Here is a 15,137-nt window from a genome sequence, read left to right as displayed (position 1 = left end):
AGGGCGCAGCCCTTCCTCCTGGACCTCCATCCCAGTCTTTTAAACGTTTTTTTGTTGAGGCTACGCCCCAAACCCCGCCAGGAGGAAGGGCTGTGCCCTTCCTCCTGGTGCTCCATCCCGGTCAAAGTAGCCTCCATTGCCGTGGCACGCAAATTTTGTCATCATGGCGGCGTGGTCAGCCTTTGCTGGGGGTATGAGGATATGCCCGCATTGACAAGGAAGGAGCCGGAAGAGATGAACATGCAGCGGTCGATGTTGGGTGGCGCTTTGGTGGTTGCGGTGGTTCTGTCGGGTTGCTCGGACAAGATGTGGAACAGCCGTAACAAGGTGGATGAGTACGGCAATGTCATGGGCGCTGGCCAGGCGCGGGTCATCCAGGACGGAAAAAGAGATGGAAAATGGGATTCGCTGCGCGACGCTGACGAGCCGGGCCTTTTGTCGTTCGGCGGCGGTGAGGGGATCTTTGGCGGCGGATCCAAAGGGAGCGAGGAGGAGTTGCGGGCCGGTAAACTGTTTGGTGGCGCCCTCGCTGTAGTGATGGATCTGCCCGTGGTTGTCGCCAGCCGGGAAGGGGGGTTCATCTCCACCGACTGGAAAGTCGATCCCAGCGATCCCGGCTCCCGCTATCGCCTCAACATCCGGGTCTCTGGTGTGAAACCCTATGGGGCCGTCGATGTCAGGGTCATGAAGCAGGTGTTGGCCAACGGGGTGTGGACGGACCGGCAGGCCGATGCATCCGTGAGCCGACAGATTGAGAAAGCGATTCGCAAACAGGCCGAAGTGGATAACGGCAGCGGTGCCGTGCAGGTGCGCTGACCCATGGGCGAAAGTACGTGATTGTCACGGAGGCTTGGGTGGCGTGGCGGGCAACGGCAGCGTCAAATTGATAAAGTCGTTGCGAATGGGCGGATTCAAGGGGACCAGAGTGACCTTGTCCCAGTCCATGAACAGCACGTTGTTGCCGGTCATTCTGGCGCGCTCCAAAATTTCCTTGACCAGGGATCCGGTGGAGTTGGGCAGGCAGACGCCATATCCCAGCTCCGTAACGATGATGGTAAACAACGGAATGGCCTGGGTCATCTTGGCCAGCTCCACATCCTTGAGAAACCCCTGTTCGACCAAGCCATCCGGCGCTCCGGTGATGCGGGAGGGGTAGCGCCCCTTGGCGCGATGATAGCGCAGGCAGGCATCGGAGATGACATAAAACAAGCCGAGCAGCAGGGTCGCCTGATCACTTGGCAGAACCTGAGCCTTGGATCGCTCCCGCATGCGCCGCAGCTTGACCAGAGCCCAAAGAACAAAGGCCAAGAAGATCAAGCTGAGAATAAATTTGACCATGCTCGCATCCTCGGAAACGTGGTGCGGTTTTCATTTTGAGCAAGGGGACATTTGCGCACAAAACAGGCGCCCCAACGTGAATCAACACGGGAATATGGACCATTGCACCGGAAAAGTCAAAACCCCGGGGAGTGAATCCGTTCATCCGTCCCATTTTGTAACCATACCGGCACCATCTCAAAAAAAACCTGGATATGAAAGCCTTTATCAGGGCTTCGCCCCGAACCCACCAGGACGCTGTCCTGGACCTGCCAGGGGGCCAGCCCCCTGGATCCCGATTCGTCGCCGGGTGCTGAATAGTTACCCCATTTTTTTCACCACGAGGAAAAAAGAGTCCGATTCCTCCAAAAAAATATTTGCAACTGGCGGAAAAGCTCTTCAGGATGGAAAGGAGGTGGAAATTTTCCAAAACAATTGCGACCAGGAGGTTGACGAAAAATGGCCGACAAGACACTTGATGCCAAAGGATTGAACTGCCCCCTGCCTATTCTGCGGGCCAAGAAGGCTCTGAAAGAGATGAAAGCGGGCCAGATCTTGGCCATCGAGGCAACGGACCCGGGTTCCGCCAAGGATTTTGAGTCGTTTTGCACCCAGACCGGCAACAAGATGATCAAGGCCTCCGAAGCGGGTGGTGTCTACCACTACGAAATCGAGAAGTGCTGAGGAGACCAGGAATGGCTGAAACGAAAAGATTGGCGATCATCGCCACCAAAGGAACCCTGGATTTTGCCTATCCGCCGCTGATTCTGGCAACAACAGCCGCAGCCCTGGACTATGAAGTCCATATTTTTTGGACCTTTTATGGCTTGCAGGTGTTGAAGAAAAAGCGGGATCTGAAAATATCTCCCCTGGGGAACCCGGCCATGCCCATGCCGGTGGATATGCCCATCCTGGTACAAATCCTTCCCGGCATGGAAGCGATGGCGACCGTGATGATGAAACAAAAGATGAAGGGCAAAGGGGTGGCCTCCATTGACGATCTGCTGGATATGGCCATCGAATCGGATGTCAAGATGATTGCCTGCCAAATGACGGTCGATTTGTTTGATTTCAAGCACGAAGAACTGATCGATGGCCTCGAATACGCCGGAGCGGCGCGCTTCTTCGAGATTGCCCAGGGCGCCGACATCACCCTGTTCATTTGACGCCTCGCGATCCTGAACGGAAAGTCGTTTTTGTGCAATCTGGTGAAGACCCGGTCGTTGGCCGGGTCTTTCCTTTTGGTGGTGAGCGGGGATATAAGAACTGACGGGTCGTGTCGCATGGGTGATACCAGGAAAGTCTGCAAAGTTGCCAGAGGGGGGGGTCCATGACCGGAACGGGTAGTGGGTTGATGTCCAACTACGGACGCTATCCGATCGCTTTCTCGCGTGGGCGCGGTTGTCGACTGTGGGACGACCAGGATCGGCCTTATCTGGATTTTTTGAGCGGATTTGGCGTCAATGCGCTGGGACATGCCCCGCCCCGGGTGGTGGCAGCCGTTCAGGAACAGGCGGAACGCCTGATTCACGTCTCCAACCTCTACCGGATTCCCCAACAAGAGATGTTGGCAAGAAGGTTGGCAGCTGGTTGTTTCGCGGATCGCATGTTTTTTTGCAACAGCGGCGCGGAGGCGAATGAAGCAGCCATCAAACTGGTCCGCAAGTGCATGAAGGATCGTGGTCAACCCGGGCGATTCGAGATCATCACGGCTGCCGAGGGGTTTCATGGGCGAACCCTGGCCACGTTGACGGCATCAGCCCTGGACAAGGTGCAACGCGGTTACGATCCATTGCCGCCAGGTTTTCGTTATGCCGCCTTCGACGATCTCCCCGGCGTGGAACGAAAGATCAGCTCCTACACGGCTGGGATCATGGTGGAGGCCATTCAGGGGGAGGCCGGGGTACGTGTTCCGAGCCCGGGTTACCTGGAAGGGCTGCGCGAGATTGCGGATCGGCATGGCCTGCTCCTGGTGGTGGACGAAATACAGACCGGCGCCGGTCGCACCGGGCGGATGTGGTGTCATCAATGGAGTAGCATCACACCGGATATCATGACCGCTTCCAAAGGGTTGGCCTCCGGGCTGCCGATGGGGGTCTGCATGGCGACCGAACAGGTGGCGGGGACGTTTTCTCCCGGATCGCATGGCTCCACCTCCGGGGGCAATCCGCTGGTATGCGCCGCTGCCCTGGCCACGCTGGACGAGTTGGAAGGGGAACATGGGGTAATCTCCCAGGTGAGCGGGAAGGGGGAGTACCTCATGGAACGCCTGCGAGGGTTGCAGCACCACCACCGCATGGTAAAAGATGTGCGCGGACGCGGCCTGATGGTGGCCATCGAACTGAATGCCCCGGCTGAAGATGCAGCAGCCATTGCGCTCTCCCGGGGATTGCTGGTGAACTGTGTCCAGGGGACAACGCTGCGTCTCCTGCCACCTCTGGTGGTAACCAGAGAAGAGATCGACGAAGCGACGACCATTCTGGGTGGCGTCCTGATGGATCTGTTTTGAAGGGAAGGTGATCTCCTCTCCTTTCCGCAGCTTCCATCCCGGCCTCGCCGTCATCGTGCGGATGGTGCCGGGATGTCGCTTTTCCTTTTGAATCGGGCAAGGGTGCCGGATTGTCGCCCTTGCCGACAAGTGTGGGCGTGATCATGATTAAAAAAACCAAAATGGATTTGTTGACCCTGGAAAGTATCGACCTGGAAGGGATGTACCGGCTGTTTGCACGGGCTGCGGCACTCAAACAGGCCCGTCGGACCGGCACCAGGACACACACCCTGAGTGGTCGCACCCTGGGAATGATTTTCGAGAAAGCCTCCACGCGGACACGAGTCTCCTTTGAGGTGGGCATGTTCCAGTTGGGTGGTCAGGCGTTGTTCCTTCCCTCCCGGGAAATGCAGTTAGGCCGTGGCGAAACCATGGCCGATAGCGCCCAGGTTCTCTCCCGCTACGTGGATGGCCTGATGATTCGCACCTTTGCGCATGCCAATGTCGAAACCATGGCCAAATATGCCTCGGTGCCGGTGATCAATGGCCTCTCCGATGCCTTTCATCCGTGTCAGGTGTTGGCGGATCTCTTCACCTATCAGGAAAAACGGGGGTTTTTGACCGGTCGACGGGTGGCCTGGATCGGCGACGGCAACAATATGGCCAATACCTGGATCCAGGCAGCGCCGTTGGTGCGCTTTCATTTGACGCTGGCCTGTCCGGCGGGTTACGAACCCGATCCTGCCGTGTTGGCAGCGGCAACGGCAACGCTGCAGGGGGCGTCCGATGCCTCGGTGACCCTGTTGCGCGAACCCGCCAAAGCTGTGGATGGCGCCGACCTGGTCATCACCGATACCTGGACCTCCATGGGCCAAGAGGAGGAACACCACAGAAGACTGCGTTCCTTCTCCGGATATCAGGTGGACAGCCGTCTGATGGCGGCGGCCCATGCGGACGCCTTGTTCATGCACTGCCTGCCCGCCCACCGGGGCGAAGAGGTGACCAACGAAGTGCTGGATGGTCCACAGTCGGTGGTGTGGGACGAGGCGGAAAATCGCCTGCACGTCCAGAAGGCAGCCCTTGAGTGGCTGCTGCTGGGCGAAGTGCCGGGAAATATTTCGACATAGACAAAAGAGGGTCCGGGAGGATGGGAAATGGCTGGTGACGTGAAGAAGGTTGTTTTGGCCTATTCGGGCGGCTTGGATACCTCGATCATTCTGAAATGGCTCCAGGATGTCTACCAGTGTGAAGTGGTCGCCTTTGCGGCGGACCTGGGCCAGGGGGAGGAACTCGAGGAGGCACGGGTCAAGGCAATCAAGCTGGGGGTGAAGGACATTTTCATCGAGGATTTGAAAGAGACCTTTGTCCGGGATTTTGTCTTCCCCATGTATCGGGCCAACGCCCTTTACGAGGGGGTGTATCACCTGGGAACATCCATCGCCCGTCCCTTGATCGCCCAGAGGCAGATCGAAATCGCCAAACGAACCGGCGCCGATGCCGTGGCCCATGGCGCCACCGGCAAGGGAAACGACCAGGTTCGTTTCGAACTGGCCTACCACGCCCTGTTGCCGGGAATCCGGGTCATCGCCCCATGGCGGGAGTGGGATTTGACCTCACGGGACAAGTTGTTCGCCTATGCCGAGGCCAACGGGATTCCGGTCCCACGGGACAAGCGGGGCGATGTGCCCTACTCCATGGATCGCAATCTGTTGCATCTCTCTTTCGAGGGAAAAGTTTTGGAAGATCCATGGCAGGAACCGGATGCAGAGATGTTCGTCCTGACTGTTTCTCCGGAACGGGCCCCCGACAAGCCCACCCTTGTGGAGATTGATTTTGCCGGTGGCGATCCGGTGGCCGTGGACGGGGTGCGTCTCTCCCCGGCAGCCTTGTTGGCACGGTTGAATGCCCTGGGTGGCGAAAATGGCATCGGTCGGGTGGATCTGGTCGAAAACCGCTACGTGGGGATGAAGTCCCGTGGGGTGTACGAGACCCCGGGCGGGACCATTCTGGGCGTGGCGCATCGGGCCATGGAGTCCTTGACCCTGGACCGGGAGGTGGCGCATCTGAAGGATGAGTTGGGGCCACGTTATGCGGCCCTGGTCTACAACGGGTACTGGTTCAGTCCGGAGCGGCTCATGTTGCAAACCATGATTGACGCTTCGCAGGCGCATGTTTGCGGGACGGTGCGTTTGAAGTTGTACAAAGGCAATGTCATGGTGGTGGGTCGAAAGTCGGATCAATCGTTGTTTGCGCCGGCCATTGCCACTTTCGATGAGGATCAGGGGGCTTATGATCAGAGGGATGCGGGTGGGTTTATCAAGTTGAATGCGTTGCGGATGCGGATTGCTGCCATGTTGAGAAATAAATAAAAAAGAGTGGGATGGAGGTCCAGGAGGAAGGGGTGCGCCCTTCCTGGACCATCCCAGTCTTTCAATATTTTTTTCATTTTTCTTTTCTTTGGAGATGGGTCCATGCAGCAAAAACTCTGGGGCGGACGTTTCACCCAACCCACAAACGCCTTTGTTGAGAGTTTTTCCGCTTCCATTCGTTACGATGCCCGGCTTTACCAACAGGATATTCGGGGATCCATCGCCCATTGCCGCATGTTGGCCCGCCAGGAAATCATAACCGACACCGAAGCGGCACAAATCGTACAAGGCCTGGAACAGGTTTTGGAGGAGTTGGAGCGTGGCGGGCTGCCGTTTCGGGATGCCCTGGAAGATATCCACATGCATGTGGAGAGCCGCCTGCGGGAGTTGATCGGGCCTGTGGCAGGAAAACTGCACACGGCGCGCTCGCGCAACGATCAGGTGGCGACCGATCTGCGGCTTTATCTGCGGGATGAGGTGGATGCAATCCGGGCGGGCCTGCGGGATTTGCAGAGGGGGTTGGTGACACTGGCGGCCAGCCATGTCGAGGTGGTGATGCCGGGGTTTACCCATCTCCAGATTGCCCAGCCAGTCAGCTTTGCCCACCACCTGCTGGCCTATTTCGAGATGTTGGACCGGGATGGGGAGCGCCTGACCGATCTGCGCCGCCGCCTCAACCAATTGCCTTTGGGGTCGGCAGCCCTGGCGGGTACCCCGTTTCCGATCGATCGGGCCTGGGTGGCCCGGGAACTTGGCTTTGAAGGGGTGTGCGCCAACTCCATGGATGCCGTATCCGACCGTGATTTTGCGATTGAACTGGCTGCGGCAGCCTCCCTGGTGATGATGCACCTGTCACGCTTTGCCGAGGAGTTGATCCTCTGGTCGTCGCCGGTCTTTGCCTTTGTGGAGTTGCCGGATGCCTTTTGCACGGGTTCGAGCATCATGCCCCAGAAAAAAAATCCGGATGTGCCGGAGTTGGTGCGAGGCAAGTGTGGACGTGTGTACGGCGCATTGCTAACCTTGTTGACCCTGATGAAAGGGTTGCCGCTGACTTACAACCGGGATATGCAGGAGGACAAGGAACCCATATTCGACGCGGTGGACACGGTGCGGGGGTGTTTGCGAGCCTTTGCTGATCTGGTGCCAGGGATCCAGGTGCGCAAAGAGCGCATGGCCAGTATGGCGCGCGCCGGATACTCCACAGCCACGGATCTGGCGGATTACATGGCGCGGCAAGGGGTTCCCTTTCGGGAAGCCCATGAAGTCGTGGGAAAGATTGTGGCCATGGCCGTGGCGGCAGAACGTCCGCTGGACGATTTTTCGGCTGCGGAGTTGCAACGAATCGACCCGCGCATCGGAGATGATGTCGGGTCGGTGCTGGCCGTGGAGGCCTCGGTCAATGCCCGGAAGGGCGTGGGTGGCACGGCTTTCGCGGCGGTTCGTGCGGCCATCGAACAGGCGAACAGGCGCTTGTCACATGGGGAAAGGGAGAAATGAGAGGTGAGCCTTTTCCAACAACGCCGATTGCCCTGGATCCGGCTGGCGCTGGGATTTGCCCTCTTGACCGGTTGTGGCAACAAGGGCGCTCTCTATCTCCCGGATCCGCATGCGGCAGAGAATGAAGAAAATCAGCCGACAGCAGGGGTCGGACAGGAGGAATCCGCTGGACAGAAGAAGCAGCAGCGGAATTGTGACACTCCCCCGGAAGGAATGTGCCAGCAGAAGTCTGACCGAAAAAAGGATTGAAGAATCGTAGCGATTCGGCACCCTTTCAATTCGGCACCCTTTCGGAAAAAAGTTTGATATGAAAGACTTTGTCAGGGCTTCGCCCCGAACCCCACCAGGACTCCGTCCTGGACCTGCCAGGGAGCCAGCCCCCTGGACCCCGATTCGTTCTCTTTTTTGCAGGGTATGGTTTGAAACACCATGGATTATTTTCATTATCTGGGAGACCGACTCCACTGTGAAGAGGTTCCCCTGGACCGCATTGCCGAAACCGTGGGGACACCCTTCTACTGCTACTCGGAACGCACCCTGTTGCGCCATTTGAAGGCGTTTCAGGATGCTTTTCGGGGTGTGGACCACCGCATTTGCTATTCGGTCAAAGCCAACAGCAACCTGGCGGTCCTGGATGCCCTGGTGCGGCACGGCGCCGGGTTGGATATCGTCTCGGGCGGCGAACTGGAACGGGCGCAGCGGGTCGGTTGCCCGGGAGATCGCATCGTTTTTTCCGGCGTGGGCAAAAGCGCCGCCGAAATCCGGGTCGCTTTGGTGCATGGGGTGATCATGCTCAATGTGGAGAGCGAGGCGGAGTTGCATCGGGTGCATGCGGTGGCCGCTGCCCTGGGAGTACGCGCCCCGGTGGCATTGCGCATCAATCCAGATGTCAACCCGCGCACCCATCCGCACATCTCCACCGGTCTCAAGCGCAACAAATTCGGGATTCCGCACGGGCGGGCGATGGCCTTGTACCAGGAAGCATCGCGTTTGCCCCATGTGGCAGTGGTGGGGCTGGATTGCCACATCGGTTCGCAATTGACCGATCTGGCCCCCTTCGTGGAGGCTCTGCGGCGGGTCAAGGGGTTGCTGCACCAGTTGCGCTCCGAAGGTGTGGCAATCCGCTACCTGGACATGGGAGGTGGCCTCGGCATCCCTTATGGCGACAAAGAGACGCCACCATCACCAGCGCAACTGGCAGCTGCCGTCCTGGCCGAACTCCAGGGAGAAGAGTTGACGGTGATCCTGGAACCGGGCCGCTCCATCGTCGGCAATGCCGGGGTTTTGGTGGCGCGCGTGGAGTACGTGAAGAGCGGAGAAGAAAAACGCTTCGTGGTGACCGATGCCGGCATGAATGACCTGCTGCGCCCCTCCCTCTACAATGCCTATCATGGCATCCTGCCAGCAGTGCGCCGGTTCGATCGCGAAGAGGCGGTGACGGATGTGGTGGGCCCCATCTGCGAATCCGGTGATTTTTTTGCCCGGGATCGCTTGCTGCCAGGGTTTCAGGAGGGAGATCTGCTTGTGGTGCGCTCCGCCGGAGCTTATGGTTTTTCCATGAGCAGCAATTACAATTCGCGCCCGCGAGCGGCAGAAGTGATGGTGCGCGGCGACCGGTTCAACGTGGTGCGGCGGCGTGAAACCATCCAGCAGTTGCTGGAGAATGAGCAACTATTCAGCACCCCTTCAGGAAAAGATTGAATATGAAAGCCTTTGTCAGGGCTTCACCCCTCAGCACCCTTTCGGGAAAAGATTGGATATGAAAGCTTTTGTCAGGGCTTCGCCCCTCAGCACCCTTTCGGGAAAAGATTGGATATGAAAGCCTTTGTCAGGGCTTCGCCCCGAACCCCACCAGGACGCTGTCCTGGACCTGCCAGGAAGCCAGCCCCCTGGACCCCGATTCGTTGCCGGGTGCTGAATCGCTACGAGAACGAAAGCCTTTTTCCGGAAGGAAGAACCGCTTGACCGGGGCCACGGTGCATCACTCCCATGGAAACGCCGAAGAATGTTCGCCAGCGGGAACCTTGACCGAAGATCGCACGACGCCCCTGCTTTTCACCAAAATGCACGGCTTGGGCAACGATTTTGTGGTGCTGGACCACTTGACAGCCAAGAGAACGGTAACCCCGGAGCTGGTGGCCCGTCTGGCGGATCGACGCTATGGGGTGGGATGTGACCAGGTCGTGGAACTGGTGGAAGGGGGGACAGAGGCACATGCCCGGATGATCATTCACAACGCTGACGGCTCCCAGGCGGAGATGTGCGGCAATGCGGCCCGGTGTGTGGGCATGTATCTGCGCCAACATCGGGGCGTGCCGGATTCGGAGTTGACCTTGGCCACCGGAGCCGGGCCGGTCAAGGTCCACTGTGTGGCGCCGGATCGGATCACGGTGGATATGGGCCATCCAAAATTGGGTGGCGCGTTGTCCCCTACCGTGGCCTGGCCGTTGCGTGGCGAGGATGTGCCGGTCTTGGGCATGGTGGTCTCCATGGGCAATCCACATTTTGTGGTTTTCCGCGATGATGTGGGTGCGGTTCCCCTGGAACAGGTGGGTCCGTTGCTATCGGAACATGGGGCGTTTCCGGGACGGACCAATGTGGAGTTTGTACAGGTTTTGGATGACGGGCGGGTGCGCATGCGGGTTTGGGAACGTGGCGCCGGCATCACCCCTGCCTGTGGTACGGGAGCGTGTGCAGCTGCGGTGGCAGCGGCAGCGCGGGGAGCAACAGGACGGCGGGTGGTGGTGCATCTGGACGGCGGCGATCTGACCATTCATTGGCAGGACGACGACCGGGTGCTCATGACCGGCCCGGCTGTCGAGGTTTTTCAGGGGAGGATGACCCCTCCCTGACGCGGAGTTCGTACCCATGCAATTCATTGATCTGCAAGCCCAGTATCAGGCCTATCGCCAGGAGATCGACGCAGCCATACAGGGGGTGTTGGACTCCTCCCGCTATATTCATGGTCCCCAGGTGGCGGCCCTGGAGGAGGCGTTGGCCCGATTTGTAGGGGTTCGGCATGCGGTCGGGTTCTCTTCCGGAACGGACTCCCTGCGCGCCACGCTGATGGCCTGGGGGATCGGTCCCGGGGATGAGGTGATCACCACCCCCTTCACCTTCGTGGCAACGGCAGAGGTGATCGCCCTGCTCGGAGCGCGACCGGTGTTTGTGGATGTGGAGCCGGATACCCTCAACCTGAACCCGGCGCTCCTGGAGAAGGCGTTGACGCCACGCACCCGGGCCATTGTGCCGGTCAGCCTTTATGGCCAGTGCGCCGATATGGCCGCCATCAATGCCGTTGCCCAGCGGCACGGCCTGCACTGCCTCGAAGACGCCTGTCAATCCCTGGGGGCATCCTGTCATGGCCGACGCTCCGGCGCGTTGAGCGAGGCGGCAGCGGTGTCGTTTTTTCCCGCCAAACCACTGGGCTGTTACGGCGATGGCGGCATGGTCTTCACTGACGACGCAGACCTGGCCGGCAAGCTGCGCATGGTGCGGGAGCATGGCCAAGTAGCACGTTATCGCCATGCCATGGTGGGCATGAACGGACGCCTGGACTCTATCCAGGCGGCTATTCTGCTCGCCAAACTGCCCCACTTTGAGGCGGAAATTGCCAAGCGTCAGCAGGTGGCCAGCTATTACATGCAGCGCCTCGCCGGAGTGGTGCGGCTGCCGGTGATCCGCCCCGGCCACGTCAGCGTCTTTTCCCAGTTCACCATCCGGGTTGCCCACCGCGAACAAGTGGTCAAGGCGTGTGAAGCCGCCGGGATTCCGACGGCCATCCACTACCCCATCCCCCTGCATCACCAGCCGGTCTTCGCCTCGGGCCCCCACGCCCTGGGATACGGTCCTGCCGATCTGCCGGTGGCCACACAGGCGGCACAAGAGGTCCTCTCCCTCCCCATGCACCCCTTCCTGACGACAGACCAACAGGATCGGGTGGTGGAGGTCGTCAAAAAAAACGTCTGAAAAACTGGGATGGAGGCCCAGGAGGAAGGGCTGCGCCCTTCCTCCCGGTGGGGTTTGGGGCGAAGCCCCAAAAAAGCCATTGGAAAGCACGGACTATTTGTTTGGGCCTTTTTTGCAAACGGCGCAAAGAAGGCTCAGATACTGAACGGTTATAGCAAAAATTGATAACCATATCGTGACATGATATGATCAGCACCATGATCAAGACATTTGCCAACAAAGAGACTGCGGCTTTGTTCAGGGGTTTCCAGGTACGAAGGGTGCCCATTGATGTGTGCAAACGGGCACGAAGCAAACTGGTTTTGCTTGATGTGGCCTTGACCGTTGATGAACTTCGATCTCCACCAGGGAATCGGCTCGAATCTCTCAGTGGTGATCGTGTTGGTCAGTGGAGCATACGCATCAATGATCAATGGCGAATTTGTTTTCGCTTTGCGGGTGGAGATGCCTTCGATGTCGATCTGGTTGACTACCATTGAGAGGAGTGGAACCATGGTGATTCGACGCGAGGATGTGGACAGTATGGATTTTTCCGACGTTGCTGATGAGTCAGCTTTGTCGATTCCACCCACGCATCCCGGCGAAATCTTGCTGGAGGATTTCATGAAACCGTTGGCCATCACCCAATATCGGCTTGCCAAAACGATGGGTGTGCCACCATTGCGGATCAGCCAGATCGTCCATGGCAAACGCGCCATTACCGCCGACACTGCCTTGCGGCTGGCCAGAGCCTTTGGCACCACCCCTGAGTTCTGGCTTGCACTCCAAAACAGGTATGATCTTGAATCTGCCAAAAATTTAATTCATGGACTGGAAAATATCGAACCGCTATGTGCGGCTTGATTCGCCATACAAAGCACCACATCGAACCGATTGCAAACTCCCCTGCCGCATCGACCAGGTGAACAAAACGCGCAGGAGTCCATGTTCGCCCAAGTCGCCCTGCCGGTCCCCCGCCGGAATTTATTCACCTACGCCGTCCCTGACCTGCTGCTGGAGGATTGTCGTCCGGGTTGCCTGGTATTGGCCCCGGTGGGACGGGGCAGCCGGGTGGGGGTGGTTTGGGAACTCACTGCCGAGCCGGTCTGGCAGGAGGGGGAGATCCGTCCCCTGCAAGATGTATTGAGCGATGGGCCGTTGCTGGATGACGCACTGCGCCACCTGCTGGATTGGATCACCCGTTACTACATGCAGCCCATCGGCAGCGTCGTGGCGACAGCCTTGCCGGGGCATTTGGGGTTTGATCGGAAACGGCGCTACCTCTGGCTGGGTGGCGAGGGGGGCGCAAACCTGCCACCCTCCTTGTTGCCACTTGCCAAGGCCCTGCAAACCCGCAAAGGAGGGTTGACCGAAGAGACCCTGGCACGAAACTTTGGGCGTGAGGGGTTGCAGGGGTGCGTGCGGCAGTTGATCGCACGGGGAGTGGTTGCCACACAGGAGACATGGCAACCCCGACATCGAACTGATGTCGGAGAGAAAGTTGATAAAGTTGATAGGGAAAGCGTTGTTGGACCCACGTTAAACCCTGAACAGGTGATCTGCGTCCAGGCATTGGAGACCGCCCTGGAATCAGGTCTCTACACCCCATTCCTCCTGGAAGGGATAACCGGCAGCGGCAAAACGGAGGTCTATTTTCAGGCCGTGGAAGGGTGCTTGCAACGCTATCGGCAAGCCCTGCTGCTGGTCCCGGAGATCGCTCTGACGCCGCAACTGGTGGCGCGCTATCGCGCCCGTTTTCCCCACCACCTGGCCATTTTTCACTCCGGGATGACGGACAGCCAACGTTTTGCCCATTGGCAGGAGATCCAGAAAGGCCGGGCGCAGGTGGTGATCGGAGCACGCAGCGCCATTTTTGCCCCGTTTGTCCGCCTGGGTCTGGTCGTGGTGGATGAAGAGCACGACGGATCCTACAAACAGGAGGGGGGCGTTCCCTACCACGCCCGGGATATGGCCGTGGTGCGAAGCCGTGCCGCCAAGGCGGTGTTGATCCTGGGCAGTGCCACCCCCTGCATGGAGTCCCTGGCCAACGTGGAACGTGGCCGCTACCGCCACCTGAAGCTGCTGGACCGGGCGACCGGGGCTGCGCTGCCGCAGATGCAGGTGATCGATCTCAAGGCGCCGCCGGTTCGCGAAACCATGCCTCCCGGGCGTTTGTTGAGTGGCGTGCTGCGTCAGGCGATTGCCGAAACGTTGACCCGGAATCAGCAGGTACTCCTGTTTCTCAACCGGCGAGGATATGCCCCCTCTCTGTTGTGCCGTCGCTGTGGCACGCCGGTGACTTGTCCCAACTGTTCCGTGGCGTTGACCCTGCACAAACATCGGCGGGGGCTGCTGTGCCACTATTGCGACCATTGGCAACCCATCGTCGATGTCTGTGGGGTGTGCGGACAAATGAGCATGGCCCATCTGGGCTTTGGCACCGAACAACTGGAAGAGGAGGTCCGCAGCACTTTTCCCGAGGCACGGGTGGCCCGTCTGGATCGGGATACGGCCGGTGGCCGGGGCCACCTGGAAGAGATTTTGACGGGGTTTCGCGACAGCGTGTTCCAAATTTTGCTCGGAACCCAGATGGTGGCCAAGGGACACCATTTTCCCAACCTCGCCCTGGTGGGGGTGGTGCTGGCCGAAACCAGTTTGTGGCAACCGGATTTTCGCTCCGCCGAGCGGACATTTCAGCTGGTGACCCAAGTGGCGGGTCGGGCCGGGCGAGACCGGATTCCCGGACGGGTGATGATCCAGACCTATGACCCCGCCCACTATGCCCTGCAAGCGGCAGCTGGCCATGACCTGCAACGGTTTGTGACCATCGAAAAAGGGTTTCGCCGGGATGCGGGATATCCCCCCTTTCAACGCTTGATTTTGCTGCGCTTCTCCACCCCCGTGCAGGAGGAGGGGGAGCGTTTGCGTCTACGCCTGAAGGAGCTCATGGCGGCAGAGCAGGAGGCCAAGCTGTTGGGACCAGCACCGGCTCCCCTGTTCAAACTGCGGGGTTGGTTTCGCTGGCAGGTGTTGCTCAAAGAGGGAACGGGATCCCTGCATGCCGCTGCCGGAAGGTTGTTGCAGCAAGCCGAACGTTTGGCGGTCGGTACGCAGATTCGCCTGGATGTGGATGTGGATCCTGACAGCTTTTTTTGACGGGCATCCGTCCACTCCCCGCCAGAAGAGTCTCCCCGCTGCCCACCTGTTCGTCTTTTGCAACAACGGCACGCCCCGCAGGTTTGACGAGGCGGTCAAGGCCATGGGGCAAGGCGCCGAGGAGAAAGCCGGTCAGGCCGGACAGGAATCGACCTTTGTCCGTAAACTCTACGCCATCGAAAAAAGTCATGAAAAAATAGATGACTCCACGCAAACTCGGCACAAGGTTCGCCACGCCTGTGAATGGTTGTCAGACCGTCAAAGGGGCGTTCACCGCTTGCGGAATAGACAAGGCGTCCCCAGATTCCGGTGGTGTCCTACGTTGACCTAACTGGTCTAGCCGGGAACAAAACCCACTCTTC

15 protein-coding genes and 1 pseudogene are annotated in these 15,137 nt (G+C 59.1%); 15 read left to right on the top strand and 1 reads right to left on the bottom strand.

The genetic code is table 11. From position 1 onward, the window contains the following. Nucleotides 1–201: 201 nt before the first annotated feature. Nucleotides 202–816, top strand: a complete 615-nt coding sequence (locus HQL63_13680) for a DUF3576 domain-containing protein (GenBank protein MBF0177879.1) — start codon at nt 202–204, stop codon at nt 814–816. Between the two features lie 24 nt (nt 817–840). On the opposite strand, the gene HQL63_13675 is transcribed toward HQL63_13680, so the two are convergent. Further along, entirely contained in the window at nt 841–1,338 is a 498-nt protein-coding gene (locus tag HQL63_13675) for a hypothetical protein (GenBank protein MBF0177878.1), read from the bottom strand. A 438-nt stretch (nt 1,339–1,776) separates the two neighbouring features. Between HQL63_13675 and HQL63_13670 the strand changes: the two genes are divergently transcribed. The 14 genes and pseudogenes from HQL63_13670 (at nt 1,777) to HQL63_13605 (ending at nt 15,106) form a co-directional block, all read left to right on the top strand. Next, entirely contained in the window at nt 1,777–2,001 is a 225-nt protein-coding gene (locus HQL63_13670) for a sulfurtransferase TusA family protein (GenBank protein MBF0177877.1), read from the top strand. A gap of 11 nt (nt 2,002–2,012) precedes the next feature. Further along, a complete protein-coding gene (locus tag HQL63_13665; protein MBF0177876.1) occupies nt 2,013–2,483 on the top strand; it encodes a DsrE/DsrF/DrsH-like family protein in 471 nt (156 codons plus the stop codon). 164 nt (nt 2,484–2,647) lie between these two features. Then, a complete protein-coding gene (locus tag HQL63_13660; GenBank protein MBF0177875.1) occupies nt 2,648–3,826 on the top strand; it encodes an aspartate aminotransferase family protein in 1,179 nt (392 codons plus the stop codon). Between the two features lie 143 nt (nt 3,827–3,969). Further along, nucleotides 3,970–4,932, top strand: a complete 963-nt coding sequence (gene argF, locus HQL63_13655) for an ornithine carbamoyltransferase (protein ID MBF0177874.1) — start codon at nt 3,970–3,972, stop codon at nt 4,930–4,932. A 27-nt stretch (nt 4,933–4,959) separates the two neighbouring features. Next, the gene (locus HQL63_13650; protein MBF0177873.1) at nt 4,960–6,174 is read left to right on the top strand and encodes an argininosuccinate synthase; all 1,215 of its coding nucleotides are present in this window, start codon (nt 4,960–4,962) and stop codon (nt 6,172–6,174) included. A gap of 102 nt (nt 6,175–6,276) precedes the next feature. Beyond that, nucleotides 6,277–7,671, top strand: coding sequence for an argininosuccinate lyase (gene argH / locus HQL63_13645; protein ID MBF0177872.1), 1,395 nt, complete (start codon nt 6,277–6,279; stop codon nt 7,669–7,671). A 3-nt stretch (nt 7,672–7,674) separates the two neighbouring features. Then, a pseudogene (locus HQL63_13640) lies at nt 7,675–7,776 on the top strand (lipoprotein). Nucleotides 7,777–8,100: 324 nt separating this feature from the next. Next, on the top strand, nt 8,101–9,372 hold the full coding sequence (gene lysA / locus HQL63_13635; GenBank protein MBF0177871.1) for a diaminopimelate decarboxylase: 1,272 nt from the start codon (nt 8,101–8,103) through the stop codon (nt 9,370–9,372). Nucleotides 9,373–9,719: 347 nt separating this feature from the next. Beyond that, nucleotides 9,720–10,523, top strand: coding sequence for a diaminopimelate epimerase (locus HQL63_13630; protein MBF0177870.1), 804 nt, complete (start codon nt 9,720–9,722; stop codon nt 10,521–10,523). 16 nt (nt 10,524–10,539) lie between these two features. Beyond that, complete coding sequence (locus HQL63_13625) at nt 10,540–11,640, top strand: DegT/DnrJ/EryC1/StrS family aminotransferase (protein ID MBF0177869.1); 1,101 nt, start codon at nt 10,540–10,542, stop codon at nt 11,638–11,640. A 197-nt stretch (nt 11,641–11,837) separates the two neighbouring features. After that, nucleotides 11,838–12,119: a type II toxin-antitoxin system RelE/ParE family toxin gene (locus tag HQL63_13620; GenBank protein ID MBF0177868.1), complete on the top strand. Its 282-nt coding sequence runs from the start codon at nt 11,838–11,840 to the stop codon at nt 12,117–12,119. A 13-nt stretch (nt 12,120–12,132) separates the two neighbouring features. Continuing rightward, the gene (locus tag HQL63_13615) at nt 12,133–12,483 is read left to right on the top strand and encodes a HigA family addiction module antidote protein (GenBank protein MBF0177867.1); all 351 of its coding nucleotides are present in this window, start codon (nt 12,133–12,135) and stop codon (nt 12,481–12,483) included. 81 nt (nt 12,484–12,564) lie between these two features. Continuing rightward, entirely contained in the window at nt 12,565–14,775 is a 2,211-nt protein-coding gene (priA, locus tag HQL63_13610) for a primosomal protein N' (GenBank protein ID MBF0177866.1), read from the top strand. Then, the gene (locus HQL63_13605; protein ID MBF0177865.1) at nt 14,750–15,106 is read left to right on the top strand and encodes a hypothetical protein; all 357 of its coding nucleotides are present in this window, start codon (nt 14,750–14,752) and stop codon (nt 15,104–15,106) included. The genes priA and HQL63_13605 overlap by 26 nt, the downstream gene beginning before the upstream one ends. The last annotated feature ends 31 nt before the right edge of the window (nt 15,107–15,137 follow it).

This window comes from Magnetococcales bacterium (assembly GCA_015231175.1).
Taxonomy (GTDB): Bacteria; Pseudomonadota; Magnetococcia; order Magnetococcales; family DC0425bin3; genus HA3dbin3.
Note: the sequence above shows the minus strand (reverse complement) of the source record. Positions and strands in the feature narration are given on the sequence as shown.

What these genes read in the sequence shown, in the direction of transcription:
- HQL63_13670 (MBF0177877.1), top strand. Translation starts at nt 1,777, where the DNA reads ATGGCCGACAAGACACTTGATGCCAAAGGATTGAACTGCCCCCTGCCT.
- argH (MBF0177872.1), top strand. Translation starts at nt 6,277, where the DNA reads ATGCAGCAAAAACTCTGGGGCGGACGTTTCACCCAACCCACAAACGCC.
- argF (MBF0177874.1), top strand. Translation starts at nt 3,970, where the DNA reads ATGATTAAAAAAACCAAAATGGATTTGTTGACCCTGGAAAGTATCGAC.
- priA (MBF0177866.1), top strand. Translation starts at nt 12,565, where the DNA reads ATGTTCGCCCAAGTCGCCCTGCCGGTCCCCCGCCGGAATTTATTCACC.
- HQL63_13620 (MBF0177868.1), top strand. Translation starts at nt 11,838, where the DNA reads ATGATCAAGACATTTGCCAACAAAGAGACTGCGGCTTTGTTCAGGGGT.
- HQL63_13675 (MBF0177878.1), bottom strand. Translation starts at nt 1,338, where the DNA reads ATGGTCAAATTTATTCTCAGCTTGATCTTCTTGGCCTTTGTTCTTTGG.
- HQL63_13660 (MBF0177875.1), top strand. Translation starts at nt 2,648, where the DNA reads ATGACCGGAACGGGTAGTGGGTTGATGTCCAACTACGGACGCTATCCG.
- HQL63_13605 (MBF0177865.1), top strand. Translation starts at nt 14,750, where the DNA reads ATGTGGATCCTGACAGCTTTTTTTGACGGGCATCCGTCCACTCCCCGC.
- HQL63_13680 (MBF0177879.1), top strand. Translation starts at nt 202, where the DNA reads ATGCCCGCATTGACAAGGAAGGAGCCGGAAGAGATGAACATGCAGCGG.
- HQL63_13625 (MBF0177869.1), top strand. Translation starts at nt 10,540, where the DNA reads ATGCAATTCATTGATCTGCAAGCCCAGTATCAGGCCTATCGCCAGGAG.
- HQL63_13615 (MBF0177867.1), top strand. Translation starts at nt 12,133, where the DNA reads ATGGTGATTCGACGCGAGGATGTGGACAGTATGGATTTTTCCGACGTT.
- HQL63_13665 (MBF0177876.1), top strand. Translation starts at nt 2,013, where the DNA reads ATGGCTGAAACGAAAAGATTGGCGATCATCGCCACCAAAGGAACCCTG.
- HQL63_13650 (MBF0177873.1), top strand. Translation starts at nt 4,960, where the DNA reads ATGGCTGGTGACGTGAAGAAGGTTGTTTTGGCCTATTCGGGCGGCTTG.
- lysA (MBF0177871.1), top strand. Translation starts at nt 8,101, where the DNA reads ATGGATTATTTTCATTATCTGGGAGACCGACTCCACTGTGAAGAGGTT.